At 73.6% G+C, this 24,974-nt stretch carries 20 protein-coding genes and 3 pseudogenes; 16 read left to right on the plus strand and 7 right to left on the minus strand.

Annotated features, from left to right (window positions below; genetic code table 11):
• Positions 1-16: 16 nt before the first annotated feature.
• From AB0637_RS04760 to AB0637_RS04775, 4 genes are all read left to right on the plus strand, one after another.
• Positions 17-889: a sugar phosphate isomerase/epimerase gene (locus tag AB0637_RS04760; RefSeq protein WP_366170015.1), complete on the plus strand. Its 873-nt coding sequence runs from the start codon at positions 17-19 to the stop codon at positions 887-889.
• A gap of 258 nt (positions 890-1,147) precedes the next feature.
• The gene (locus AB0637_RS04765) at positions 1,148-2,023 is read left to right on the plus strand and encodes an ABC transporter permease subunit (RefSeq protein ID WP_366170047.1); all 876 of its coding nucleotides are present in this window, start codon (positions 1,148-1,150) and stop codon (positions 2,021-2,023) included.
• The gene (locus AB0637_RS04770) at positions 2,020-2,967 is read left to right on the plus strand and encodes a carbohydrate ABC transporter permease (RefSeq protein ID WP_366170016.1); all 948 of its coding nucleotides are present in this window, start codon (positions 2,020-2,022) and stop codon (positions 2,965-2,967) included. The genes AB0637_RS04765 and AB0637_RS04770 overlap by 4 nt, the downstream gene beginning before the upstream one ends.
• A gap of 55 nt (positions 2,968-3,022) precedes the next feature.
• Positions 3,023-4,705, plus strand: a complete 1,683-nt coding sequence (locus tag AB0637_RS04775; RefSeq protein ID WP_366170017.1) for a hypothetical protein — start codon at positions 3,023-3,025, stop codon at positions 4,703-4,705.
• Positions 4,706-4,895: 190 nt separating this feature from the next.
• Here AB0637_RS04775 and AB0637_RS04780 read toward each other — a convergent pair whose 3' ends face one another.
• From AB0637_RS04780 to AB0637_RS04790, 3 genes are read right to left on the minus strand one after another with little or no spacing between them, the layout of a single operon-like run.
• Positions 4,896-6,656 carry a glycoside hydrolase family 15 protein gene (locus AB0637_RS04780; RefSeq protein WP_366170018.1) on the minus strand — a complete coding sequence of 587 codons (1,761 nt, stop codon included), beginning with the start codon at positions 6,654-6,656 and terminating at the stop codon, positions 4,896-4,898.
• The gene (locus AB0637_RS04785; protein WP_366170019.1) at positions 6,653-7,636 is read right to left on the minus strand and encodes an NAD(P)H-quinone oxidoreductase; all 984 of its coding nucleotides are present in this window, start codon (positions 7,634-7,636) and stop codon (positions 6,653-6,655) included. Before AB0637_RS04785 ends, AB0637_RS04780 begins: the two co-directional genes overlap by 4 nt.
• 47 nt (positions 7,637-7,683) lie before the next feature.
• Positions 7,684-8,289: an NTP transferase domain-containing protein gene (locus AB0637_RS04790; RefSeq protein WP_366170020.1), complete on the minus strand. Its 606-nt coding sequence runs from the start codon at positions 8,287-8,289 to the stop codon at positions 7,684-7,686.
• Between the two features lie 192 nt (positions 8,290-8,481).
• Here AB0637_RS04790 and AB0637_RS04795 point away from each other — a divergent pair, with 192 nt between their 5' ends.
• The 6 genes from AB0637_RS04795 (at position 8,482) to AB0637_RS04820 (ending at position 16,313) form a co-directional block, all read left to right on the plus strand.
• A complete protein-coding gene (locus AB0637_RS04795) occupies positions 8,482-11,682 on the plus strand; it encodes a sensor histidine kinase (RefSeq protein WP_366170021.1) in 3,201 nt (1,066 codons plus the stop codon).
• 123 nt (positions 11,683-11,805) lie between these two features.
• Positions 11,806-12,252, plus strand: a complete 447-nt coding sequence (locus AB0637_RS04800; RefSeq protein WP_366170022.1) for a roadblock/LC7 domain-containing protein — start codon at positions 11,806-11,808, stop codon at positions 12,250-12,252.
• 6 nt (positions 12,253-12,258) lie between these two features.
• Positions 12,259-12,654: a DUF742 domain-containing protein gene (locus AB0637_RS04805; protein ID WP_366170023.1), complete on the plus strand. Its 396-nt coding sequence runs from the start codon at positions 12,259-12,261 to the stop codon at positions 12,652-12,654.
• Positions 12,635-13,258, plus strand: coding sequence for an ATP/GTP-binding protein (locus AB0637_RS04810; RefSeq protein WP_366170024.1), 624 nt, complete (start codon positions 12,635-12,637; stop codon positions 13,256-13,258). The genes AB0637_RS04805 and AB0637_RS04810 overlap by 20 nt, the downstream gene beginning before the upstream one ends.
• A gap of 240 nt (positions 13,259-13,498) precedes the next feature.
• Positions 13,499-15,871, plus strand: coding sequence for a chemotaxis protein CheW (locus AB0637_RS04815; RefSeq protein ID WP_366170025.1), 2,373 nt, complete (start codon positions 13,499-13,501; stop codon positions 15,869-15,871).
• 1 nt (position 15,872) lies between these two features.
• Positions 15,873-16,313, plus strand: coding sequence for a chemotaxis protein CheW (locus tag AB0637_RS04820; RefSeq protein WP_366170026.1), 441 nt, complete (start codon positions 15,873-15,875; stop codon positions 16,311-16,313).
• A gap of 67 nt (positions 16,314-16,380) precedes the next feature.
• Here AB0637_RS04820 and AB0637_RS04825 read toward each other — a convergent pair whose 3' ends face one another.
• Positions 16,381-17,232, minus strand: coding sequence for a hypothetical protein (locus AB0637_RS04825; protein ID WP_366170027.1), 852 nt, complete (start codon positions 17,230-17,232; stop codon positions 16,381-16,383).
• Positions 17,233-17,405: 173 nt separating this feature from the next.
• Here AB0637_RS04825 and AB0637_RS04830 point away from each other — a divergent pair, with 173 nt between their 5' ends.
• From AB0637_RS04830 to AB0637_RS04855, 6 genes and pseudogenes are all read left to right on the plus strand, one after another.
• Positions 17,406-18,377 (plus strand): hypothetical protein, encoded by a 972-nt coding sequence (locus AB0637_RS04830; RefSeq protein WP_366170028.1) that lies wholly within the window; start codon positions 17,406-17,408, stop codon positions 18,375-18,377.
• Positions 18,378-18,468: 91 nt separating this feature from the next.
• Positions 18,469-19,098: a hypothetical protein gene (locus AB0637_RS04835; RefSeq protein WP_366170029.1), complete on the plus strand. Its 630-nt coding sequence runs from the start codon at positions 18,469-18,471 to the stop codon at positions 19,096-19,098.
• A 22-nt stretch (positions 19,099-19,120) separates the two neighbouring features.
• Positions 19,121-19,846, plus strand: coding sequence for a YcnI family protein (locus AB0637_RS04840; protein ID WP_366170030.1), 726 nt, complete (start codon positions 19,121-19,123; stop codon positions 19,844-19,846).
• A 170-nt stretch (positions 19,847-20,016) separates the two neighbouring features.
• Positions 20,017-21,069 carry an ABC transporter substrate-binding protein gene (locus AB0637_RS04845; RefSeq protein ID WP_366170031.1) on the plus strand — a complete coding sequence of 351 codons (1,053 nt, stop codon included), beginning with the start codon at positions 20,017-20,019 and terminating at the stop codon, positions 21,067-21,069.
• Positions 21,070-21,119: 50 nt separating this feature from the next.
• Complete coding sequence (locus AB0637_RS04850; RefSeq protein ID WP_366170048.1) at positions 21,120-22,121, plus strand: iron chelate uptake ABC transporter family permease subunit; 1,002 nt, start codon at positions 21,120-21,122, stop codon at positions 22,119-22,121.
• A pseudogene (locus AB0637_RS04855) lies at positions 22,118-22,831 on the plus strand (ABC transporter ATP-binding protein); the annotation flags it as partial. The gene AB0637_RS04850 and the pseudogene AB0637_RS04855, both read left to right, overlap by 4 nt.
• A 47-nt stretch (positions 22,832-22,878) precedes the next feature.
• Here AB0637_RS04855 and AB0637_RS04860 read toward each other — a convergent pair.
• The 3 genes and pseudogenes from AB0637_RS04860 to AB0637_RS04870 all read right to left on the minus strand — a co-directional run.
• Positions 22,879-23,952: an MFS transporter gene (locus AB0637_RS04860; protein ID WP_366170032.1), complete on the minus strand. Its 1,074-nt coding sequence runs from the start codon at positions 23,950-23,952 to the stop codon at positions 22,879-22,881.
• Positions 23,952-24,668, minus strand: a pseudogene (locus tag AB0637_RS04865) (IS481 family transposase); the annotation flags it as partial. The pseudogene AB0637_RS04865 and the gene AB0637_RS04860, both read right to left, overlap by 1 nt.
• Positions 24,669-24,772: 104 nt before the next feature.
• Positions 24,773-24,974 (minus strand): annotated as a pseudogene (locus tag AB0637_RS04870) (IS630 family transposase); the annotation flags it as partial.

Here is a 24,974-nt window from a genome sequence, read left to right on the forward strand (position 1 = left end):
CCGGCCGGGAGGACCCGTGACCCGCAGGATCGCAGCGAACCCCATCCCGTGGTGGTCGCAGGCCGGCAAGACCCGTGAGGTGTTCGAGGACGCCTTCGGGTCGTTGAGCGCGATCGGGTTCACGGCCGTCAAGGCCGACGTCCCCGAGGGCACGACCACGGCGGAGTACCTGGACTGGCTCGAGGGTTTCGGGCTCGTCCCGTCGACGGGGTTGTTCAACAGCCCCCTGGACGACTCCGTCGACGTCGCGGAGCTCCTGGAGTCCGCCCGCCGGTTCGCGGGCCAGCAGACCGCCCTCGGACTGGACCGGACGATGCTCTCGTCGATGTCCGTCCCCGAGCGGCTGCAGCGGCCCGCCGTCGGCGCCGGGTTCGACCGCGCCCGCTTCGACCGGGCGGTCGAGCTCGCGGGGCGGGTGTGCGAGGTCCTGCGGTCGGAGGGGATCTGGCCGTTGCACCACTCGCACGTCGGCGGGGTGTTCGAGACCGAGGCCGAGGTGACCGGATTGCTCGACGCGCTCGGCCCCGGACTGCTGGGGTTCGGGCCCGACACCGGGCACCTCGCCTGGGCCGGGGCCGACCCGGTCGCCCTGCTGCACCGCTACGCCGACCGCACCGGCGGCATCCACCTCAAGGACCTGCACCCCGACCACCTGCCCGCGCAGGACGCGGAGGGCGACTACCGCGCTCTGTCCACGAGCGGTCGGCTGTGGGCCGAACCGGGTCGGGGTGTCCTCGACCTGCGGGCCGTCCTCGCGGCCCTGTCCGACGACTACGACGGCGACTGGACGATCGAGGTCGACTTCCCCAGCGTGGGGGACGTCGTCGAGTCGCACCGCCTCTCCTTCGCGTGGGCGGAGGAGGTCCTGGGCGCGGTCGCCGTCGCCTGAGCGGTCCCGTCCCGCCCAGGTCGACCGGGGTCCAGCCCCGCCGGCGAGGAAAGCGCTTGCCAGATCCATTGCGTGCCCGGTCCCGACGGCGGGGCCGGTACCGCACACCCATCCACCACACGTGGCAGGAGTTCGACAGTGAGAACGCAGCCGACCCGCGAGGGGACCAGGTCCGCGGCCACCGGCCCGCGGGGACGCGCGGGGGACACGGGGCTGGAGGTCCGCCGCCGGCGTCCCCGGCTCACGCGCGACCAGGCGCTGCTCGTGTGCCTGGGACTGCCCGGAGGGCTGGCCCTGCTCGTCTTCCACTACGTCCCCCTGCTGGGCAACGTCATCGCCTTCCAGGACTACCAGCCCTACCTCGGCCTCACCGAGTCCGACTGGGTGGGGGTGCAGAACTTCTCGTTCCTCTGGGACGGGAACCCCGAGTTCCGCAACGCGCTGTGGAACACCGTCGTCCTGACGGTCATCCAGACGGTCCTCGTGTTCCCCGTGCCGCTGGCCCTCGCCCTCGTCCTCAACAGCCTCGCCGGGGAACGCCTCAAGCGGACGCTGCAGTCCGTGTTGTACCTGCCGCACTTCCTGTCCTGGGTCATCGTCGTCGCCCTGTTCCAGCAGATGCTCGGCAACGCGGGGATGCTCAACACGTTCCTGCTCCAGCACGACCTCCCGCTGTTCCAGGTCATCGGTTCCCCGGAACTGTTCAAGGCGCTCATCACCAGCCAGGTGATCTGGAAGGACGCGGGGTGGGGCACGATCCTGTTCCTCGCCGCGATCTCCCGCATCGACCAGGAGCAGTACGAGGCCGCCGCCGTCGACGGGGCGGGCGCCCGGCAGCGCCTCTGGTACGTGACGCTGCCCGCGCTCAAGGGGCTCATCATCCTGCTGCTCATCCTGCGCCTCGGCAGCAGCCTGTCCGTCGGGTTCGAGCAGATCATCCTCCAGCAGGGGCCGGTCGGCCTGCAGGCCAGCGAGGTGCTCGACACCTGGGTCTACAACAACGGGATCCTCGGCGGGAACTGGGGGACGTCCGCGGCGGCCGGGCTCGTCAAGGGTCTCGTCGGTGTCCTGCTCGTGATCGGGGCGAACAAGCTGGCCCACGTCTTCGGTGAGAGAGGGGTGTACGAGAAGTGACCACGCTCGAGAACGCGACCATCGGGGACGACACCGTCCGCACGTTCACCAAGGACGGCAGCCGGCCCCCGTGGATGGAGAAGCCGCACCCGGTCACCCAGGCGCTGAAGTTCATCGTCCTGGCGTTCGCCGTGGCCGTCGTCCTCGTCCCGTTCTGGTCGGTCATCGCGACCAGCCTGGCGGACCAGCGGACGATCAACGCCGCGGGCGGGGGCATGGTCATGTGGCCGGGCGGCATCAGCCTCGACGCCTACCAGGCCGTCCTGTCCGGCGGCGTGGTCACCCGCGCGGTCGTCATCTCCGTCACCATCACGGTGGTCGGGACGCTCCTGTCCCTCGCGGCGACGGCCGGTCTGGCCTACTGGCTGTCCCGTCCGCGGGCGTGGGGTTCCAAACCCGTCCTCATGCTCGTGCTCGGCGCGGTCCTGTTCTCCCCCGGCCTGATCCCGAGCTACCTCGTCGTCAAGGAGTTCCACCTCCTCGACTCCTACTGGTCCCTCGTGCTCCCCGTCCTCGTCAACGCGTTCAACGTCATCGTCATGCGGGCCTTCTTCCAGGAGCTGCCCAAGGAGTTGTTCGAGTCGGCCGCGATCGACGGGGTCGGCGCAGGGACCGTCCTGCTGCGCATCGTCCTCCCGCTGTCGAAGGCCGTGCTCGCGGTCATCGGGCTCTTCTACGCCGTCGCCTACTGGAACGCGTTCTTCAACGCGCTCCTCTACATCCAGTCGAGCGAGAAGTGGCCGATGGCGCTCGTCCTGCGGACCTACGTCGTCAACCAGACCACGATCGGCGGCGACCAGGTGTCCTCGGGGGAGGCGCTGCCGCCCCAGCTGCCGCTGCAGATGGCGATCCTCGTCATCGCCATCGTGCCGATCCTCCTGGTCTACCCGTTCCTGCAGCGGCACTTCGCCAAGGGCGTGATGATCGGCGCCGTCAAGGGCTGACCGGCACGTCGTCGGTGCCCACCCCACCACCCGTCACCAGGATCGAGGAGGATCCGTGCCCGACCACCAGCCCGACCACCAGCCGCACCGTCCCGTCAGCCGCCGTTCGCTCATCGCCGCGACGTCGGGCCTGGCCGCCTTCGCCGCCGCCGGCGGGCTCGCCGGGTGCTCCAGCGGCGGCAGCCAGGGGTCCGGCAGCGGCGAGAACACCGCCACCCTGCCCACCTACGTCCCGTACACCGGCGTCACCCCGGACCTGCCCGGGACGGACCAGGGCGTCGACCCCGCGTTCCGACGGTTCCCGGCCGAGAGCCCGCGGTCGGTGGAGGACATCCCCGGTCACGGCGAGAAGATCACGGGGATGGCGAACATCTACTTCGCCGTCCCGCCGGGGCCGGACCGCAACAGCTACTGGGCCGGGCTCAACGAGCGGCTCGGCGTCGACCTGGACCTGCAGATGGTCAGCAACGCCGACTACCTCCAGAAGTTCCCCACCGTCATCGCCGGCAACGAGCTGCCGGACCTCCTGCAGGTGCCCAACGGTTCCCCGCCGCCCGTGCCCAACATGCCGCAGCTGCTGGAGAAGCGGTTCGCGGACCTGTCCGAGCACCTGTCCGGGGACGCCGTCAAGGAGTACCCGAACCTCGCGAACATCCCGACGCGGCACTGGCTCTCGACCGTCTACAACTCGGGCATCTACGGCATCCCCATCCCGCGCGGGGCCATCGGCAACTACCACTTCGTCCGCGCCGACCTCTTCGCCAAGGCGGGGGTGTCGACGGAGCCGAAGAGCTACGACGAGTTCGTCGACGCCTCGAAGGCGCTCACCGACGCCAAGCAGCGGCGCTGGGCCTTCGGCCTCGTCAACCAGCCGCGGCAGCTGCTCGGACGGATGAACGCCGAACCGAACATCTGGGCCGAGGAGGGCGGCAAGCTCACCCACGTCTACGAGACCGACCAGTACGCCCAGACGGTCACCGACCTCATCGCGATGTGGAAGTCGGGGGTCATGCACCCCGACTCCTTCAACCCCGCGCAGCCGTTCAAGCAGCTGTTCAACGCGGGCACCGTCGCGATCAACGCGGCCGACGGGTACCCGGGCTGGGTGCAGTACCAGCTCGACAACGCCGGGAACCCCGACTTCGAACTCGGCCTCATGCCCTCTTACACCCGGACGTCCGGTGAGCTGGCCCAGTGGAACCTCGGCAGCGGGTTCTTCTCCATCACCCTGCTCAAGAAGCAGGACGACCCGGAGCGGATCAAGACGGCGCTGCGCGTCCTGAACTGGCTCGCCGCCCCGTTCGGCACCGAGGAGTACAAGTACCGGCTCTTCGGGCAGGAGGGGGTGGACCACGAGAACGACGCCGACGGCAACCCCGTCCTCACCCCGACGGGCACGGCGAACACGGTCCTGCCGATCCGGTACCTGGCCGACAGCCCCTACAACGTCTACGTGCCGGGCCGGCCGCAGGACGCCGACACCCAGCACGCCTACCAGTCCCTGGAGGTGCCCACGGGCATCTCCAACCCGACGACGGGGCTGTACTCCAACACCGCCTCGAGCAAGAACGCCACGGCGGACAAGACCTTGAACGACGGCGTCAACGACGTCATCCAGGAACGGCGCCCGTTCTCCGAGCTCAAGACGCTCGTCACCACCTGGCGGAACACCGTCGGCGACGCGATGCGCACGGAGTACCAGGACGCGCTGCAGAAGGCGGGCACGACCGCCTCCTGAGACCCCGCGCCCGCTCCAGGCCGGTCCCCGGGAGCGGGCGCGGATCCCCTCCGCCGCCCCCCACCCGTCCCTCCCCCTCGCGGCCCGTCCCTCGGGCGGAAAACACTCTTTCCGCCCTCAGAACACGTGTTCCGAGGGCGGAAAGAGTGTTTTCCGCCTCGTGGGAGGGGGTGGGGGAAGGGGGTGGGGGTCAGCGGGCGAGGCGGACGGAGGTGGAGAGCAGGGCGGCGTGCACGAAGGCCTGCGGGAGGTTCCCGCGCAGCTGGCGCTGCCGCACGTCCCACTCCTCGCTCAGCAGCGCGGCCGGGCCGCAGGCCGCGCGGTTGCGCTCGAAGAACCGGAACGCGTCCACCTCCTGGCCGTCCGCGTGCAGCGCCTGCGCGACGACGAACCCGCAGAGCAGGAACGCGCCCTCCGTCGTGCCGAGCGGCATCGAGTCGGGGGAGTAGCGGTAGACGTGGTGGTCCTCGACGAGGTCGCGGCGCACCGCGGCCAGGGTGGCGCGCGAGCGCGGGTCGTCGACGGGGACCGCGCCGTACAGCGCCGGGCGCAGCAGGGCCGCGTCGACGCCGGGCTGGCCGGGACTGCGCTGCCAGCGGCCCTCGGTGGGGTGCAGGCAGTCCCGCGACGTCCGGGCCAGGATCGTGTCGGCCAGCGCCGCGTACCGCGCGGCCTCGCCGGGGGCGGAGTACCGCGCGACGTCCTTCAGCCCCGCGACGCACTCCAGCCGCGAGTGCGCCCACCAGTCGTCCTCGATCTCCCAGATCCCCGCGTCGGGTTCCTCCCACCGCTTCTCGATGGCCGCGACCGCGACGGCCACGGCCCGCCTCCCGTCGGTGTCGAGCGCGTCGACGCGGGCGGCCGCGGCGAGCAGCTGCAGGACCTCCCCGAACGCGTCGAGCTGGAACTGCCCGCGGACGTGGTTGCCGGCGATGTCCCAGCCACCCGGGTAGCCCGGCAGGCCCGTCGACCGTTCGTCGGGCACGGGGTCGCCGAGGACCGTGTAGGCGGGGACGAGGTCCGGTCCGTCCTCCAGCACGCGCCGCGTCACGAACCCGACGAGGGTCCGGAACAACGGGTCGGCCCCGCCGGCCTCGGCCAGGGCGATGCCGGCGTAGCACTGGTCGCGGATCCAGGCGTAGCGGTAGTCGTAGCTGCGGCCCTTGTCGGCGTGCTCGGGCAGCGACATCGTCGCGGCCGCCACCATGCCGCCGTCGTCGGACGTCAGCCCGCGGATGACGGCGATCGAGTGCGCCGCCTCGTCCGGGGCGACGCTGTCACGCACCTCCGGCACGGCCGAGCGCCAGGTGTGGACCGTCGAGGTCCACGCGTGCTCGGGCTCGGGGGGCGCGTCGCGCAGCCGCGTGCCGACCTCCAGGACGAGGTGGTGCCGCTCACCGGCCGGCACCCGCAGGTGCGCGCGCAGGACGCCGTCGTCGACGTCGGCCGCGCCCAGCCCGGACAGCCGGACGTGCAGGTCCCCCGTCCGGCCCGTCCAGCGTCCCGCGTCGTCCCGCTTCAGCGAACGCAGCGCACGGGTGCCGAACTGCGCGCGCAGGTCGAAGACGACGTCCACGTGGGCGTCACCCTCGACGGCCGTCACCTCCCGCAGCAGGACGGCGCAGTCGGGGTCGCTGGGCATGGCCATCGCGTCGCGGCAGTCGATGGTGCCGTCGCCGCGGGAGGTCCAGTGGTGCCGGAACACCAGCGTGCCCGGTTCGTAGCAACCGCCCCACGTGAAGGGGTGCGACGGCGTCACCGCGAACCCGCCGCGGCCGCCGAGGAGCGCGGCGAACACGGCGTCGTCGTGCCAGTGCGGGGCGCACATCCACGCGATGTCACCCGCCGGCCCGACCACGGCACCGCGGGCACCGTCGGCGACGAGGGCGTAGTCGCGCAGGACGCGCGGCGGGAACTGCCGGCAGAACTCCTCCGCCGAGCTCGAGCTCACGCGGGGGCCTGCGCCCCGGTGGTCAGCAGGAGCTTGCCCACGTGGGAGGACCCCTCCAGCACCTCGTGCGCCCGGGCCGCGTCGGCGAGCGGGAAGCGGTCGAAGACGACCGGCCGCACCCCGCCGTCCACGACGAGCGGCCACACGTGGTCCCGGACGCTCGCGACGACGGCCGCCTTCTCCTCGGCGGGCCGGGCCCGCAACGTCGTGCCGTGCAGGGAGATCCGCTTGCGCATCAGGAGACCGAGGTCCACCTCGGCCCGGGTCCCGCCCTGGGTGGCGATGACGACGAGCCGCCCGCCCGTGGCCAGCACGTCGAGGTTGCGGGACAGGTAGGGGGCGCCCACGACGTCGAGGACGACGTCGGCCCCGGCGGGTTCGACGGCGCGCAGGCGCTCGACGAAGTCCTGCGTCCGGTAGTTCACGAGCACGTCCGCGCCCAGCTCGGCGCAGCGGGCGAGCTTGTCGTCCGACCCCGCCGTCACGGCCACCCGCGCGCCGACCTGGTGGGCCAGCTGGACGGCCATCGTCCCGATGCCGCTGGAACCGCCGTGCACCAGCAGCAGTTCCCCGGGGCGCAGGCCGGCGAGGGTGAAGACGTTGCTCCACACCGTGCAGGTCACCTCGGGCAGCGCGGCGGCGTCCTCGACGTCCACGCCCTGCGGCACCGGCAGCACCTGCCCCACGGGCACCGCGACCTTCTCGCCGTAGCCCCCGCCGGCGAGCAGCGCGCACACGGCCTCGCCCACCTGCCAGCCGGTCACGCCCGGCCCGAGCGCCTCGATCCACCCCGACACCTCCAGGCCCGGGTGCTCGGGGGCACCGGGCGGGGAGGGGTACTTGCCCTGCCGCTGCATGACGTCCGCGCGGTTGACGCCCGCGGCCGCGACCCGGACGACGACCTCACCGGGTCCGGGGACCGGGTCGGGCAGCTCGGCGAGGCGGAGGGAACCGGGGGGATCGACGATCACGGCGCGCACCCTGCGGACACTACGTCCGGGCCCGCGCCCCCGCCTCCGCTCGCTCCTCAGCCCTCCAGCAGGCGCGCCGCCCGGTGCAGGTCCGCGGGGTCGTCGACGTCGTGGCACTCGCGTGCCGTCACCGCCACCTCCGCGACGCGGCCGCGGAACAGCTCCCGCAGCGGCTGGTCGTGGACGGCGGGCAGACCGTCGAGGACGCGACGGACGACGGCGGGGCGGTGGGCCGACAGCAACGGCTGCCGGCGACCGTCCGGTCCCACGCCCACCACGGCGTCCACCTCCGGAGCGGCCTGCAGGGCCGCGACCAGCCGCGGGACGGCGGACGCCGCGAACGGCTGGTCCGCGCCGAGCAGCACGACGACCGGCGGCGGTGGGCCGGGCAGCGCGGCCAGCCCGGCGGCGAAACCGGCGAGCGGCCCCCCGCCCGGCGGGTCCTCCCGCACCCCGCCCGGACCGACGAGCACGACCCCCGCCGGGGCCGGCAGCGCGCGGGACCACCCGTCCAGCCCCTCCAGGAGGGTGCCCAGCACGGTCGAGGTCCCCAGGGGAGCGGTGAGCTTGGCGGCCAGCGCGCCGCCGGTCCCCCCGGTTCCCGGACCCGAGAAGCGCGTCCCGGACCCCCCGGCGACGACCACCACGGCGACCCTCGGCACGGTTCCGTCCACCCCTGAGGAGTTGCACGTTTCACCGGAGAGGTCAAGCGGCGCGCCGACGTGCCGATGAGCTGAACGAGGGGTCTCGTCCCCGCGGAGTACACCTCGCGGCCCGGCGTTCCGATCACTCACGAGTCTGCTCGACCCACGGTGAGCAGTTTCGACCGCTCACCACGTGTACGGAAGGTTGACATGCTGCGGAACCTGAGCATCCGAGCCAAGCTCGCGGTCCTCCTGGTGGTGCCCCTCGTGCTGCTGCTCGTCGCCGTCGTCGCCACGAGCGCGCGGGAAGCCGTCGCCACCAGCGAGCGTCGTCACCTCGCCGCCTACGCGGGGTCCACGGCGACCATCAACGAGTTCTTCACGGCGCTGCAGACGGAGCGCAAGGACACGGTCGAGTACCTGGCCGCCCCCGGTGACGCGGACAAGGCCAAGGTCGCCACGGACCGCGCCGCGACCGACGCCGCCATCGCGAAGGTGACGAAGGCGATCGCCGACAGCGGGCTCGACCTCACCTCCGGCACCGCGAGCGGCGTCTACGGCAACGTGCAGAAGGCCCTCGGCCAGACGCTGCCGCAGGTCCGCAACGCCGTCGACAACTCCTCGACCACGCCCATCGCCGCGCTGTCGACCTACAGCAGCATCTCCTCGGCCGCCACGGACCTCACGGTCGCCGTCGCCGAAGACGCCTCCGACCGCGACATGGCGCAGGAGATCGGCGCCTTCGGGTACCTCCTCAAGCGCGTGGACTCCCTCTCCGTCGAGCAGACCGCCGGCGTCCTCGTCCTGCAGGGTCGCTCCACCAGCGCCCTGGAAGACCTGCGCAGCACCTCGATCGAGCGCGGCGCCTACTTCGAGCAGCAGGCCCGCTACCGCCTCGGCACCCGCGGCGGCGCGATCCTGGACCGCCAGCTCAGCGGCGGGGACGCGACGTCGGCGCTCGCCTTCCTCAACCAGGACCGCAACCTCTTCGCGGCCAGCGCCACCCCGTCGCTCACCCAGAGCGCCTGGGAGGGCACCACGGACGACGTGATCGCCGCCTACCAGAGCGCGACGTCGGCCATCGGCGACGACGTCGCCACCCAGGCCGACGCGGCGGCCCGCAGCGACCTCACGGGCACCATCGCCCTGCTCGCCGGCGCGCTGCTCGTCTTCGCCGGCGTCACGCTCCTCGGCGTCCGCGTCGCCCGCAGCATCGGCCGCCGCCTGCGCGACCTGGCCACCGCGGCCACCGAGGTCCGCGACGAGCTGCCCCGCATGGTCGAGCGCATGCAGACCCCGGGTGAGGGCCCGGGCGTGGAGTTCACCCCGCTGTCGATCGTCAGCCACGACGAGATCGGCGACGTCACGAAGGTCATCAACGACCTCAACGAGACGACCTTCCGCATCGCCGGTGAGCAGGCCGCCCTGCGCGCGTCGATCGCCGAGATGTTCGTCAACGTCGCCCGCCGCGACCAGACCCTGCTCGCGCGCCAGCTCGCCTTCCTCGACCAGCTCGAGCGCACCGAGGAGAACCCCGACACCCTCGAGGACCTCTTCACCCTCGACCACCTCGCGACCCGGATGCGGCGCAACGCCGAGTCCCTGCTCGTCCTGGCCGGCATCAACACCGGCCGCCGCCTGCGCCGCCCGCTGCCGCTGTCGGACGTCGTCCGCACCGCGGCCGGTGAGATCGAGCACTACGACCGCGTCGACCTGGCCCTGCAGGTGGACCCGCCGGTCGTCGGCCACCTCGCCCTCTCGGCCTCGCACATGATCGCCGAGCTGCTCGAGAACGCGACGAACTTCTCCGACCCCGGCACCCGCGTCGTCGTCGGCACCGCCGAGACCGACCGCGGCGTCGAGGTCAGCATCAAGGACACCGGCCTCGGCATGAACGCCGACGAGGTCGAGACCGCCCACCAGCGCATCTCCGGTGGCCGCGCCTCGGAGTTCGTCGGCGCCCAGCGCCTCGGGTTCTACGTCGTCGGTCGCCTGGCCGGTCGCCTGGACGTCGAGGTGGAGTTCGAGACGTCCGAGGGCCACGGCACCACCGTCACGCTGGTCCTGCCCGCCGCCCTCTTCACCCCGGGCAGCGTCAAGGGCGCCGAGCCCGAGCTCGCCGCGCTGGACTCCGGTCTGCCGCAGCCGGGTCTGCCCGGCGGCGTGTCCGCGCTGCCCGACGTGTCGGCCCTGCCGGAGGCGCCGTCGGCGCTCCCGGGCGGTGCCGGGGGTCTGCCGACCCGCTCGAAGGCGGCCCGTCCGGCCGCGGCCCCGTCGGGCCCGAACAGCATCGTCAGCAACCCGCTGGCCGCCAGCGGCCTCGGCGACGCGCTGTCCGAGACGCTGTCGAAGTCGGCGGCCGAGGCGGCGGCGAGCTCCGAGGTCGGCGTCAACGCGCCCAAGGCCACCATCGAGGGCCGGCAGTTGCCGACCCGCAAGCGCAGCGCCCAGGCGCAGGCGAAGGTCGACGCCACCCCGGCGCCCGCCCCCGTCGATCCCGCTCCTGTCGTTCCCGCCCCGGTCATCCCCGTCCTGCCGGTCCCCGAGAGCGACTGGAAGCCCGCCACGGCCCCGGCCGGCGCCGCGGCGATGCCCAAGCGCGAGCGCAAGGAGCCGTCGCCTGCCACTCTGGCTGCGGCGCAGGACATCCTGCCCAAGGCCGGCAAGAAGCCGCGGCAGGTCCGCGAGTCCGCGACCCCGCCGAAGACCGCGGCCGAGGCCTTCTGGACCTCCCGCAAGCGGACCGAGCCCGAGGTCAAGGGCTCGGCGCTCGACGCGCTCGACGCCACCCGCTCCGAGGCCCCGGCCCCCGTCGTCCCCGCGCCGATCGTCCCCGCCCCGGTCGTCGAGGTTCCGGTCGAGGCCGCGGTCCCCGCGCCCGTCGTCGAGGCCCCCGTGGTCGAGGCGCCGGTCGTCGAGGAGCCGGTCGCCGAGGTGCCCGTCGTCGAGGTGCCCGTCGTCGAGACGCCCGTCGTCCTCGCGCCGGTCGCTGAGGCGCCGGTCGTCCCCGCTCCGGTCGTCGAGGTGCCCGTCGCCGAGGTCCCCGTCCTGGAGGTCCCCGTCGGAGAGGCCCCCGCCTCCGAGGCTCCGACCGCGGGCCGCACGGTCGGCGAGGCGCTGCGCCAGCGCAACGCCCTCGCGGCCACGGCCCTCAACGCCCTCACCGAGGGGCAGAACTTCACGCCCTCCCGGGGCGCCGGCTCCGCACCGCTCGTCCGCCGCCAGGCGGGCGCGACGGCGGCTGCGGCCAAGCCCGCCCCGGCCCGCAGCACGGCGGCCAACCGCCAGCGCCGTGCCCCCGCGGACGTCCGCTCGATGCTGTCCGGCTTCCAGGCCGGCGTGTCCCGCGGCCGCGCCGGGGAGAACCAGGCCGAGGCAGCTCCCGAGAGCGGAGCCGCCGGTGAGGCCTGACCCAGACCCCCGGACACCTCGCCGGGCCAGCACCACCCGCAGCACCACCACCCACAGCACCACCCGCCGCACCACCCACAGCACGGACATCCAGCAGATCGCCCCGAGAAGAGGAAACCCACTGTGACCGCGCTTAGCTCCGAGGCCGCCGACTTCAGCTGGCTCCTCGACAACTTCGTCAAGAGCGTCCCCGGCGTCACCCACACCGTCGTCGTCTCCGCCGACGGCCTGCTGATGGCGATGTCCGACAAGCTCCACCGCGAGGCGGGCGACCAGCTCGCCGCGATCGTCTCGGGCGTCTCCAGCCTGGCCCGCGGTGCCGCCAACCAGCTGAAGTCCGGGGAGGTGCGCCAGGCCATCATCGAGATGGACGACGCGTTCTTCTTCCTGGTCAACATCTCCGACGGTTCGGTCCTGGCCGTCGCGGCCGAGGCAGGCTGCGACGTCGGCCTCATCGGCTACGAGATGGCGATGCTGGTCCAGCGCGCCGAGACCGTCCTCACCCCGCAGCTGGTGTCGGAGATGCGGGCTGCCCTGCCCACGTCGACGCCGGTCGCAGCGCGGTGGTGACACCCAGTGACAGCACCTGGTAGTGCGGACCTCTGGTCCGACGACGACGACCAGGACATCGAGGAGTTCACCGTCCGTCCGTACACCGTGACCGGTGGCCGGACCCGCCCGAGCAACGTCGACCTCCCGGTCGAGGCGCTCGTGCAGGCCACGGCGGTTCCCGAGATCGGGATGACGCCGGAACGGCGCAAGATCCTCGAGCTCACCACGACGTCCTACCTGTCGATCGCCGAACTGTCCGCCCACGTCCACCTGCCGGTCGGAGTCGTCCGCGTCGTGGTCAGCGACCTGTCCCAGTCCGGGAAGGTCCGCATCCACGGCCTCACCATGACCTCCGCCCCCCAACCCGCGACCACCATCAGCGTCCTGGAGAGTGTTCTCAATGGCATTTCCTCGCTCTGACGTGAGCCCCGCCGGAGCCGGAGCGCCCACGGGAACCGACACGCAGGCACCGCCCACCGTCGTGAAGATCGTCGTCGCCGGCGGGTTCGCCGTCGGCAAGACGACCTTCATCGGCTCGATCTCGGACATCGAACCGCTCCGCACGGAGGCGGCCATGACGGAGCACTCCGTCGGCGTCGACGACGCGGGCCAGAACTCCGACCGCAAGACGTCGACGACGGTCGCCATGGACTTCGGCCGCATCGCGCTGCCGGGCAACCTGTGGCTGTACCTGTTCGGCACCCCCGGCCAGGACCGCTTCCTCTTCATGTGGGACGACCTGGTCAAGGGCGCCATCGGGGCCGTCGTCCTCGTGGACACCGACCGTCTCGACCAGTGCTTCCCGGCCGTGGACTACTTCGAGTCCCGCGGCATCCCCTTCGTCGTGGCGGTCAACTGCTTCGACGGCGTCGCCCAGCACGACCTGGACTCCGTCCGCGAGGCCCTCGCGGTGCCGGACCACGTCCCGCTCGTCTACACCGACGCCCGCTCCAAGGCCGCCACCAAGCACAGCCTCATCACGCTGGTCCAGACGGCCCTCGCGCGGCTCAACGCTCCCGCCTGAGCCCCCGGGTCCAGCCCCGGGCCCTCGCACGACGGAACGCCGGTCCCCACCGCGGGGGCCGGCGTTCCGTCGTTCCCCGTCCGTTCCGGGCCCGTCGGCCCTACCACCTCGACGGGGTTCCGGCCAAGGCGCCGGGCGGGCTCGTTTCAGCTTCCCGCGCCGCCTGCCGATGAGTCTTCAGAGCACGAGAACAAGCGGTCCCACAGCCGGGGCCGTCCGCCGCGAGAAGTGGGAGCCCACGTGGACGACATGGACGAGATCGTCCAAGAGTTCCTCGTCGAGAGCTACGAGAACCTGGACCAACTGGACTCGGACCTCGTGGCGCTGGAGCAGCAGCCCGGATCGCGGGAGCTGCTCGCCAGCGTCTTCCGCACCATCCACACGATCAAGGGCACCTCCGGCTTCCTCGCGTTCTCCAAGCTGGAGTCGGTGGCGCACGTCGGGGAGAACCTCCTCGCCCGCCTGCGCGACGGCCAGCTGGTCATGACGCCGACGACCACCGACGTCCTGCTGCGCATGGTCGACACCATCCGCGCGCTGCTGTCGGCGATCGAGGAGTCGCACTCCGAGGGCCCCGTCGAGGTCGCCCAGGTCGTCGCCGCCATCCGCGCCGTCCTCGACGGTGAGGAGCCCGTGCTGCCGCCGTCGGACGGTGTCGGGGCCGAGGTGCCCTCCGCCCCCGCCGAGGCGCCCGCCGCCCCGGCCCCGGCCCCCGCCCCGGCGCCCACCGCCGAGGTGGCGCCTGAGCCCGAGCCGGAGCCCGAGCCCGAGCCGGCCCCCGCGCCCGAGCCCGTCGTCGAGGCGGCCCCGGCCCCCGTGGCCCCCGCCCCCGTCGCCGCCGCGCCCGCCGCTCCCGCGGCTCCGCCCGCGCCGGCCACGGGTGGTCAGTCGGAGAAGGCCTCTGCCGCCGACTCCACCATCCGCGTCGACGTGGAACTCCTGGAGTCCCTGGTCCGCCAGGCGGGGGAGCTCGTGCTCGCCCGCAACCAGATCCTGCAGCGCGCCGGCGCCCTGCGCGACGAGGACCTGACCCGCGCCTGCCACCGCCTGAACCTCGTGGCGAGCGAGATGCAGGAGACGGTCATGCGCACCCGCATGCAGGCCATCGACCACCTGTGGTCCAAGCTCCCGCGCGTCGTCCGCGACCTCGGGAACATGCTGGGCCGCAAGATCAAGCTCGAGATGGAGGGTGGCGAGACCGAACTCGACCGCACCCTGCTCGAGGCGGTCAAGGACCCGCTGACCCACATCGTCCGCAACGCGGTCGACCACGGCATCGAACCCCCGGAGGTCCGCCGTGCGGCCGGCAAGAACGAGGTCGGCACCCTGAAGCTGCGCGCCGCGCACGAGGGTGGCCAGGTCGTCGTCGAGATCCGCGACGACGGCAAGGGGATCGACCCCGTCATCATCGGCGCCAAGGCCGTGGAGAAGGGCCTCGTCTCGCCGGTAAAGCTCGAGACGCTGACCCCGAACGACATCCTGCAGTTCCTGTTCCTGCCCGGTTTCTCCACCGCCGCCAAGGTCACGAACGTCTCGGGCCGCGGTGTCGGGATGGACGTCGTGAAGACGAACATCGAACGCATCGGCGGGTCCGTCGACGTCGAGTCCGTCAACGGCCAGGGCACGGTCTGGCGCCTGCGGATCCCGCTGACGCTGGCCATCGTCCCGGCCCTGACCGTCGAGTGCGCCGGTCAGCGCTACGCCATGCCGCAGGTCAACCTGCTGGAACTGGTGAGCCTGGACACCGAGCGCATGAGCAAGGCCATCGAGGACGTCGGCGGTGCGAAGGTCTACCGCCTGCGCGGTGCCCTGCTGCCGCTGATCCGCCTGGAGGAGGCGCTGGAACTGCAGCGCCCGGCCGACGTGGAACTCCCGACGAACCTCGTCATCGCGGTCCTGGAGTGCGACGGCCGCCGGTTCGGCCTGCTGGTCGACCGCGTCCTGGACACCGAGGAGATCGTCGTCAAGCCGCTCTCGGGTGCGCTGAAGGCGATCGGCGCCTTCGCCGGGGCCACCATCCTCGGCGACGGTCGCGTCTCGCTCATCCTCGACGTGCAGTCGCTGGCCCGGCGCACCATGCGTTCGGACGGCATCGAGCACGCGGCCGACGCGGCCGCCACGCAGCAGACCGTGACGGGCGACGGGCAGCGCCTGCTGGTCGTCGGCCTCGGGGAGAACCGCCGCGTCGCGATCCCGCTGGACGTGGTCACGCGCCTGGAGGAGTTCCGCACCGATTCCATCGAGCGCGTCGGCCGGCGCGAGGTCGTCCGCTACCGCGGCGAGATCCTCCCGCTGGTGCGGCTGTCCCACCACCTCGGTGGGGGCTCGCGCGGTTCCTACGGTGGCCAGGAGGTCACCTCGGTGCCGGGAGTCGTCTACTCCGCGCGCGGCCGGTCCGTCGCGATCGTCGTCGACGAGATCGTCGACATCGTCTCCGGGCAGGACGCGCACAGCGACATCGACGACGCCGGCCTGGTCGGGTCCGCGGTCATCCGCGACCGCGTGACCGAACTCCTCGACGTCCGGTCCGCGATCCTCGCGGCCGACCCGAACTTCTTCACCGAGCAGGCTCAGAACGAGCTCGCCGAAGCTTCCAAGCGACTGGGGGTCTGACGTGTCCACGCAGTACGCCACGTTCCACCTCGCCGGGCACCTGTTCGGCGTCGAGGTCCGGCGGGTGCAGGAGGTGCTCACCGAGCAGCCTCGCACGCCCGCCCCGTTGGCCCCGCGCGCCGTCGCGGGTCTCATCAACCTGCGCGGCCAGGTCGTCACGGCGCTGGACCTGCGCCGCCGGCTGAACATGCCCGACCGCGAGGAGGGCAAGGTCGCGATGAACGTCGTCGTCCGTGCCGCCGAAGAGGTCTGGAGCCTGCTCGTCGACTCCATCGGGGGCGTCATCGAGGTCACCGACTCGACCTTCGAACCGCCGCCGGACACGCTGTCCGGGCCGATCCGCGAACTCATCCGCGGCGCCTACAAGCTCGACGGCGCGCTGCTGCTCGTCCTCGACGTCGACAAGGCGCTCGAGATCGAAGGCGCGGAGGCCGCGGCCTGATCGACCGCACGGGACGGGGTGGGACCTTCGGGTCCCACCCCGTCCTGCGTTCCGGGGGGCACGGGGGTCAGCCTGGGCGGCGGTAGAGGTCCCGGTCGGACTCCGGGACCGCCGGGGGACCCGTCGGCACCGGGGGTTCGACAGGTCCGGCCGCCCCGTGCGGAACGGGCTCGGGGTCCTCGCGGTCGGCGGGACGGTCCTCGGGGATGGCCTCCGGGGACAGGGCGGGAGGCGGGGCCGTCCCGGAGCCGGCGGCGGCGACGGACGCCGGCTCGCGCCACAGCACGACCCCCGCGACGGCGGGCGCGACGAGCGCGGGCACGAGGACGGCGAGCGCCCCGGCCACCGCCGGGAAGTCGTCGGGCAACCCGGTGCGCAGGAAGAACCGGAGGGCGCCCGGCCCCGCCTCGTCGGCCGGGGCCGTCGCGTTCTGCAGCACGCCGACGAGGCAGCCCAGCGCCAGCGCGGAGGACAGGAACGACCCGCCCGCGGCGACCCGACGCCCCCAGCGGTCCGGCACCAGTGCGGCCGGTCGGCCCGTCAGCGCGACGGCGAGCAGGAGCAGCACGGCGACGACGCCGCCCCACAACGGGGCCGGGGCCCCGACGAGGGCCCACAGGACGCCGAAGCGGCGGCCGGTCGAGATCTCCGGCGCCGCACCGTCGAACGCTCCCGCACCCGAGGGGTAGCCGCCGTAGAACTCCTCGTCGTAGTCGCCCCCGAGCACCCGGCGCGCGGCCTCGGCCAGGACGAGCGGCGGCACGACGCACGCCACGACGAGGACCCACGACGGCCACCGTCCGGTCATCGCGCCCGTCATCGCGCCCGTCATCGCGCCCGTGGTCGTCCCGTCGTCCGGCCGGCTGTCCCGCAGGGCGTCCTCGTGCACCAGGCCGTCGACCTGCCCGTCGTCCCTCACGACTCGACGTTACGACCGGACCCCGTTCCCGTCGCCCGGACGGCCCAGCGGCGTCGCCCGCAGTGGGCCGGAGGGAGGGTCCGACACGCCGGGGCAGGGCCGGACGGTGGACGTCACCTGGTCCCGGGCATCACGCAGTGTCAGGGTGGAACCACTCCGCCGGGACCGGCGGAGTGGTTCCAGGCCTGGAGGCGACGACCGTGCACTACTCCCTCGTGAGCTCCCCCGTCCTGGGGTTCGACCTGGTCCGTCTGCCCCAGGGCGACTCCGCCGCCGAGGTCCTGCTGCGTGCCCTGGACTGCGGCCCGCGTGAGATCGACGTCCTCGCCGCCCGCCACGACGCCGCCGCCCGCGCCGGCGCGTGGGAGGTCGTGCGGCACGCTGCCGGGAACGTCCCCCAGATCACCGACGTGCTGCACCAGGTCGCCAACGGCCTGGCGCACGGCGACTTCACGGGGGAGGCGACGGACGAGCAGACCGCCGCCCGCGTGGAGTCCGGCGTCGTCCGCGTCCTGCAGACGAGCACGATCGCCGACGCCGACGCGCTCGTCCGGCTCGTCCACCACGACGTCTTCGACTGGACCTGGTCCTCGCCCGTCGTCGGCGGTGGCCCCCGCCTGCGCACCGAGGACTCCGGCCGCGCCGCCGACGTCCTCGCCGACGCCGCGGTGTCCGCCTACCTCGGTGACCGGCTGCCCGACCACGTCCGCCGCGTCCTGGCCCACCCCTACCTGCAGGCCGTCCGCGACCTCGCGCCCCTGCCCGAGCACCCCGCGGGTCTCGGACCCGAGCAGGCCGGTGTCGCCCGCGTCCTGGACACGCTGCGCCGCCTCGACGGCACCGACCGCGCCTGCCTGCGTGCCGTCACGGCCACGAGCCGGCCGTCGGCGGGGGAGTGGGCCAGCGCCGTCCACGACGCGTCGTGGGCCGTGCACCTGTCCGACCGCGTCCGCACCGCCGCCGTCGCGCAGCTCCTCGCCGTGCGCGCGTTCCGCGCCGGAGGGCTCGAGGCGGCTGACGGCGCCGACGGCCTGTGGAACGTCGTCAGCGGGGTCGTGCACGCCGAGGTCGTCGCGGACCTGTTGAGCTCCGACGCGCGCGCCGTCCTGCTGCGCCCGTGGGAAGCGGCCTTCGGCGTCGCCTGACCGCCGCCGTGATCGCCGCGGTGATCGCCGCGGTGATCGTGGCCCGCTGATCGGACCCGGGGCACCGCGGCCCGCCCGGTACCGTGGCCCGGTGCCCAGCCCGCTGCCCGACCGCGTGGACTGGACCGGTCCCGCCGGTCCGGCGCGCGGGTCGTGGCGGCGGCTCCGGGCCGGGGCCGTCGCGGCCACCGTGCTCGGCCTGGCCGCCGGCGCGCACCTGAGCGCCGGCGGGGACCTGCCCGGCCCGTTCCTGCTGGCCGCTGTCGGGCTCGTCCTCGTCGCGGTCTGCCTGCTGCTGGCCGGCCGGCGCTTCTCCTGGCCCGTCCTCGCCGCCCTGCTCGGCGGGGGGCAGGTCGTCCTGCACACGGTCTTCGAGGCGTGCGCCGGTCCCGCCGCCACCGTCGTCGGGACGGGGCACCACCAGACGCTCGCGTTCGCCGGCGGCGCCGCCGCGGCCGCCGACCCGGGGACCGCCATGACGCTCGCGCACGTCGCGGCCACGGCCCTCGCGCTCGGGGCGTTGCTGCACGGCGAGGCGCTCGTGTGGGCGGTCTGGGCGTGGTTGCGTCCCGTCGTCCGGTTGCTCGTGCGGCTCGTCCGCACGGTCGACCCGCGGCCGCTCGTCCCGGCCGCCGAGCCCGTGCGGCCGCGGTCGGTCGTCGCGCGCCGGGTGCGCAGGCGTGGTCCACCGAGGGTTCCCGCCCTCGCCACCACGTCCTGACGACACCCCTGGAGAAGACCCCGTGAAGCGCTCCACCCTGCCCACCCGCGCCCTGGCCGTCACCCTGACCGCCTGCGGCGCAGTGGTCCTCGCCGCCTTGCCGGCGTCCGCCCACGTCCACGCCGACCCGTCCTCGACCGCCGCCGGCGGCTACAGCGTCGTGACGTTCCGCGTCCCGAACGAGTCCGACTCCTCGGCCACGACGTCCGTGCGGGTCTCGCTGCCCACGGACCACCCGCTGACGTACGTCGCGACGAAACCCGTCCCCGGCTGGGTCGCGACGGTCACCAAGGGCGCGCTGCCCAAACCCGTCCAGGCCGACGGCGTGACCGTCACGCAGGCCCCGCTCTCGATCACGTGGACCGCCGAACCCGGGGCCGGCGGCATCGGGGTCGGGCAGTTCGAGGAGTTCGAGGTGAACCTCGGCCCGCTCCCCGACGCCGGCACGCGCGTCCTGCTGCCCACCGTCCAGACGTACGCCGACGGCGAGGTGGCGAACTGGACGGACGTCGCCGCCCCGGGCGCTGCCGAACCGGAGGACCCCGCGCCGGAGTTCACGACGACGGCCAAGGAGAGCGGCGACGGGGACGGCGACCACGCCGCCCACGCCTCGACGGAGGCCGCGTCGGCCACGACCTCCGGCACCGCGAAGACCTCGGACCCCGTCGCCCGCGGGCTCGCCGGCGGCGGGCTCGTCCTCGGCCTCGCGGCGCTCGTCCTCGTCCTGCTGCGCCGCCGCCGCGCCTGACGCCTGCGGGGGAGGGATCGTCGGCCCCTCGCTCCCACCGATCGGGAGCGAGGGGCCGACGATGCGGACCCCCGGTCGCCCGGGATCGGCTCCCGCAAAAGGGTAGGCTACCCTCACTGACGCCCTGGAACTCGTCGAGGGACACCCCCTCGCCTGCCCTGGAGTCGTCGATGCGCCCCCTCTCCCGCCGCGCCCTCGGTCCGCTGACCGGCGCCGCCGTCCTCGCCCTCGCGGGGTGCGGAGCCTCCGAAGCCGTCCCGCCGAGCAGCACCGCGAGCGCCGGGGAGGGGCGGACGCGGTACCCGCTGGTCCTGCGCAACGGCGACCGCGAGGTCCGCGTCGAGAAGGCGCCCGAGCGGGTCGTCTCCCTGGACCAGGGCTCCACGGAGATCCTGCTGTCCCTCGGCCTGGCCGAACGGATCGTCGGCACGGCGTCGTGGACGGACCCGGTGCTGGACTCCCTGGCCGCCGTGAACGAGGGGGTGCCGCGGCTGGCCGACAACGCGCCCACGTACGAGGTGCTGCTCGGCGCGGACCCGGACTTCGTCACCGCCTCCTTCGGCCGGCACTTCGCCGAGCAGGGCGGGGTCGTGACCCGCGACCGGCTGGCCGAGACGGGGATCGCCAGCTACCTCTCGCCCACCGACCTCGACGACGGCCAGAGCGTCAACGGCGGCAAGAAGTCGCGGACGACGCCGTTGACGGTCGACGTCCTGTTCCAGGAGGTCCGCGAGCTGGCGCAGGTCTTCGACGTCGCCCAGCGCGGCGAGGAGCTCGTCGCGGACCTGCAGCGGCGGGCGACGGAGGCCACCGCGGGCGTCGACTTCGGCGGCCGCAGCGTCGCGTTCTGGTTCACCAACCTCGACACCCCCTTCGTGGCGGGCGGGAAGGGGGCGGCCTCGCTGCTCGCCACGTCCACGGGCCTGCGCAACGTCTTCGCCGATCAGGCCGAGGACTGGCCGTCGGTGTCCTGGGAGTCGGTCGTGGCGGCCGACCCCGACGTCCTCGTCCTCGGGGACTTGCGCCGGGACCGGTTCCCCGGCGACCGGCTGCCGGCCAAGGAGGAGTTCCTGCGCACCGACGCCGTCGCGAGCGTGCTGTCGGCTGCGCAGGCGCAACGCCACGTCGCCCTGCACGGTGCGGAGCTGAACCCCTCGATCCGCTACGTCGACGGCCTGGCCAAGATCGGCGCCTGGTGGCGCGAGCACGGCCGGGACCTGTGAGCGTCCAGGCCCCGGTCCGGCCCCGCGGCCGGACCCCCGAGCGCCGCCGGCTGCACCCCGCCGTCCTCGTCGTCGGCGGCACCGTGGCGCTCGTGCTCTCGGTGGCGGCCGCGGCGACGCTCGGCGCGGCGGACGTCTCCCTCGTCAACGTCCGCGACGTCCTGCTCAACCACCTCGGGCTGGCCCAGGTGCCCGTGCGGGTCTCCGAGGACGCGATCGTCTGGCAGGACCGGGTGCCCCGCGCGCTCGTCGCCGCGGCCTGCGGGGCGGGGCTGGGCCTGTGCGGTCTGGTGCTGCAGTCGTTGCTGCGCAACCCCTTGGCCGACCCGTTCGTGCTCGGCGTCTCCTCCGGCGCCTCGACGGGCGCGGTGGCGGTGGCCGTCCTGGGGATCGGCGGGATCGGGCTGTCCGGCGGCGCCTTCGTCGGGGCCTGCCTGGCCTTCACCCTCACCCTCGCCCTGGCCCGCGCGACGCGCGGCGGCACGGCCGGGATCCTGCTCGCCGGGCTGGCGGGCACGCACCTGTTCTCCGCCCTGACCTCCCTCGTCGTCTTCGCCGTCGCCGACTCCGACGAGACGCGTGGGGTGATGTTCTGGCTGCTCGGCTCGCTGGAGGGCGTGCGCTGGGACGACGTCGTCCTGTGCTGGGCGGTCGTCGTCGTCGGTGCCGCGGTGTGCCTGGGGTACGCGGGGCGGCTCGACGCGTTCGCCTTCGGGGAGGAGATCGCCTCCTCCCTGGGCATCCCCGTCGCGCGGACCCGCGCGGTCCTGCTGCTGCTGACGGCCCTGGTCACCGCAACGCTCGTCAGCGTCACCGGCGCGGTCGGCTTCGTCGGGCTCGTCCTGCCGCACGTCGCGCGCCTGCTCGTCGGCCACGCCCACACCCGCACGGTCCCCGCGACGATCGTCGTCGGCGCGGTCGCGATGGTGTGGGTCGACGCCGGCTCCCGGGTGGCCTTCGCGCCCACCCCGCTGCCCGTCGGCGTCGGGACGGCCCTCGTCGGCGTCCCCGTCTTCGCGCTGCTCCTCGTCCGCCGCGGGCGGGCCTCGTGACGCTGCACGCGGACGCCGTGACCTGGCGACGCGGTACCCGCATCGTCGTCGACGGGGTCACCCTCACCCCGGAACCGGGCTCGACCGTGGGTCTGCTCGGGCCCAACGGGTGCGGCAAGAGCTCGCTGCTGCGGCTGCTGCACGGCGCCGCGCGCCCGGACGCCGGGACGGTCCTGCTGGACGGCCGCGAGCTGCACCGCACCCCGCGCCGGGACGTCGCCCGCCGCGTCGCCACCGTCACCCAGCACGCCGACACCGACGTCGACCTCACCGTCCGCGACGTCGTCCGCCTCGGCCGGACCCCGCACCGGCGGCTGCTCGGCGGGCCCGGCCCGCGGGACGAGGCCGTCGTGGAGCAGGCCCTCGCCCAGGTCGACCTGACCGCCAAGGCCACGCACTCGTGGCACACGCTGTCCGGCGGAGAGCGCCAGCGCGCCCACATCGCCCGCGCGCTGGCCCAGGAACCGGCCGAGCTGCTGCTCGACGAACCGACCAACCACCTCGACGTCCGCCACCAGCTCGAGCTGCTGGCGCTGGTGGCGGCGCTGCCCGTCACGAGCGTCGTCGCGCTGCACGACCTGAACCTCGCCGCCACGTTCTGCGACGTGCTCGTCGTCCTGCGGGCCGGGTCCGTCGTGGCGGCCGGGACGCCGGAGGACGTGCTGACGCCCGAGCTCGTCCGGGACGTCTACGGCGTCGACGCCCACGTCGCGACGGGCCCGCACGGCGGGTTGACCGTCACGTTCCTGCCGCCGGCTCAGGCCCGCCCGGTCGGGGGCCCGAGGCGGCGCGCCAGGGCCGCCAGCCCGGCCCCGGAGACCGCGACGACGGACGCGAGCAGCACCCACGGGGCCACCGCCCCCGGTTCCAGCACCGCCCCGACGACGGCCGAGCCGACGAGCACCGCCACGCCGCCGAGGGAGGCCAGCACGCCGTAGTGCGCGCCGACGTGGCGGTCCCCGGCCAACGGCGGGACGAGGTCACGGGCCACCGGGCGGGCCAGGGCCGCGCCGAGGTGGAGCACGACGACGAACCCGACAGCCGGGGCCAGGGCGGGCACGAGGTCCGGGTCCGGCAGGACGGTCGCCGCCGCGACGAGGGCGAACGCGAGCGCCGTCACCGCGAACCCCGCCGGCAGCGCGTGCCGGGCCCCGCGCCGCCTGGCCCAGCGCGCGACGGGGACCTGGACGAGCACCGTCACGACGGCGGCGACGACGAACATGGCCCCCAGGGCGCGCTGGGACCCGGTGGCGCGCACCAGCTCCACCGGCAGCGCGAGGTACATCTGGTTGTAGGCCAGCAGCAGCGTCGAGTAGAGCGCGGCGAACACGAGGAACCGGCGGTTGCGCAGCACCGCCCCCCAGCCCGCCGTCACCGAGGTGCTGCGGGGCATCCCGTCGACGCGCGGGGCCCAGCGCCAGTTGGCCACGAGCACGACGGCGAACACCCCGGCCGCGACGAAGCACGTCGTGGCGAACGGCACCCCGAGCAGGGCTGCGCCCAGGACCGGCCCGGCCAGCGACCCGACCTTGCTGACGACGTCGTCGAGGGCGAACAGCTCGGCGCGCGTCACGGTGCCGGCCGCCTCCAGCTCCCGGCCGGCGTGCGCGAACCCGGTCTCGACGGCGGGGGAGAAGAGGGCGGCCGCGAACCCGGTGAGGACGGTGCCGAGCAGGACCCCGGGCAGGGACTGGCCCGTGGCCAGCGTGCAGAACCCGGCGATCCGGACGAGGCAGCCGGTCAGCAGGACGGGCCGGACGCCGAACCGGTCGGTGAGGGCGCCGCCGACGAAGAAGAACCCCTGCTGGCTGAACGTGCGCAGCCCCAGCACCAGCGGTAGGCCCAGGCGTTGTCGGTCATCACCCGCTCGATGCGAGTGACCCCACGCTGGGCGAAGGAGGCCGCCGCCCGGGTCAAGAAGCCGGCGCAGGTGGGGCCTTTCTCATCGGACAAGATCTCTGAGTAGGCCAGCCGGGAATGGTCATCGACCAGGGAGTGCACGTAGTCGTACCCGATCTTCGTCTTGCGGTTTCGGATCGCTTCCTGCCCTTCACGGCCCAGGGCGCGCCAGCCGCCGCCGTCGGGGATGCGGCCGATCTTCTTGACGTCCATGTGCACCAGCGCACCGGGATAGGCCCGCTCGTAACGGATGGCGGTGGCCTTGGACGAGCGCAGCACTTGCCCGGTCATCGGATCCAACGCGGACAGAGGCGGCATGCCGTGACGGACCAGGACGCGGGAGACCGTCCGCGCCGGCACGCCGAGTTGGGCGCCCAGTTCGTCAGGCCCCAGTCGCTGCTGAGTGCGGGCTTCAACGATGCGGGTCTCAACCTCGGCTGGAGTCCGCATCGGGCTGTGGTGCGGGCGGCTGGAGCGGTCGTGCAGCCCGTCGAGCCCTTCGGCGGTGTAGCGGTCGATCCACGTTTTGACGCACTTGCGGGAGATGCCCATCGCCGCGGCGATATGTGCCTGATGCCAGCCTTGGTGGTGGCGTTGGACGATCAGCAGCCGGCCGTGGACGGTGGTGCGGGCGTTAGCGTGGGCCACGAGGACCTCCGGGTGGATGTGGACCTTCGACAAGTCACACCCCACTCGGGGGTCCTCCCACGTTCAAGCCGACGCGCTGTCACCAACGTCTTGGCCGGGTACACCTAGTGTCGTGAGTCGATGATTCGTTGGCGGTAGTCGTCGAGCGACTCCAGGATCTGCTCGGCGGTCTTGACCCAGACGTAGGGACGAGGGTTCTCGTTCCACGTCTTGATCCAGGACCGGATGTCGGCGTTCAGTGCCCGGACCGAGCGATGGGTGGAGCGCTGCAGCTTCTTGGTGGTCAGCTCGGCGAACCAGCGCTCG

The organism is Kineococcus sp. NPDC059986 (assembly GCF_040702905.1).
Classification (GTDB): Bacteria; Actinomycetota; Actinomycetes; order Actinomycetales; family Kineococcaceae; genus Kineococcus.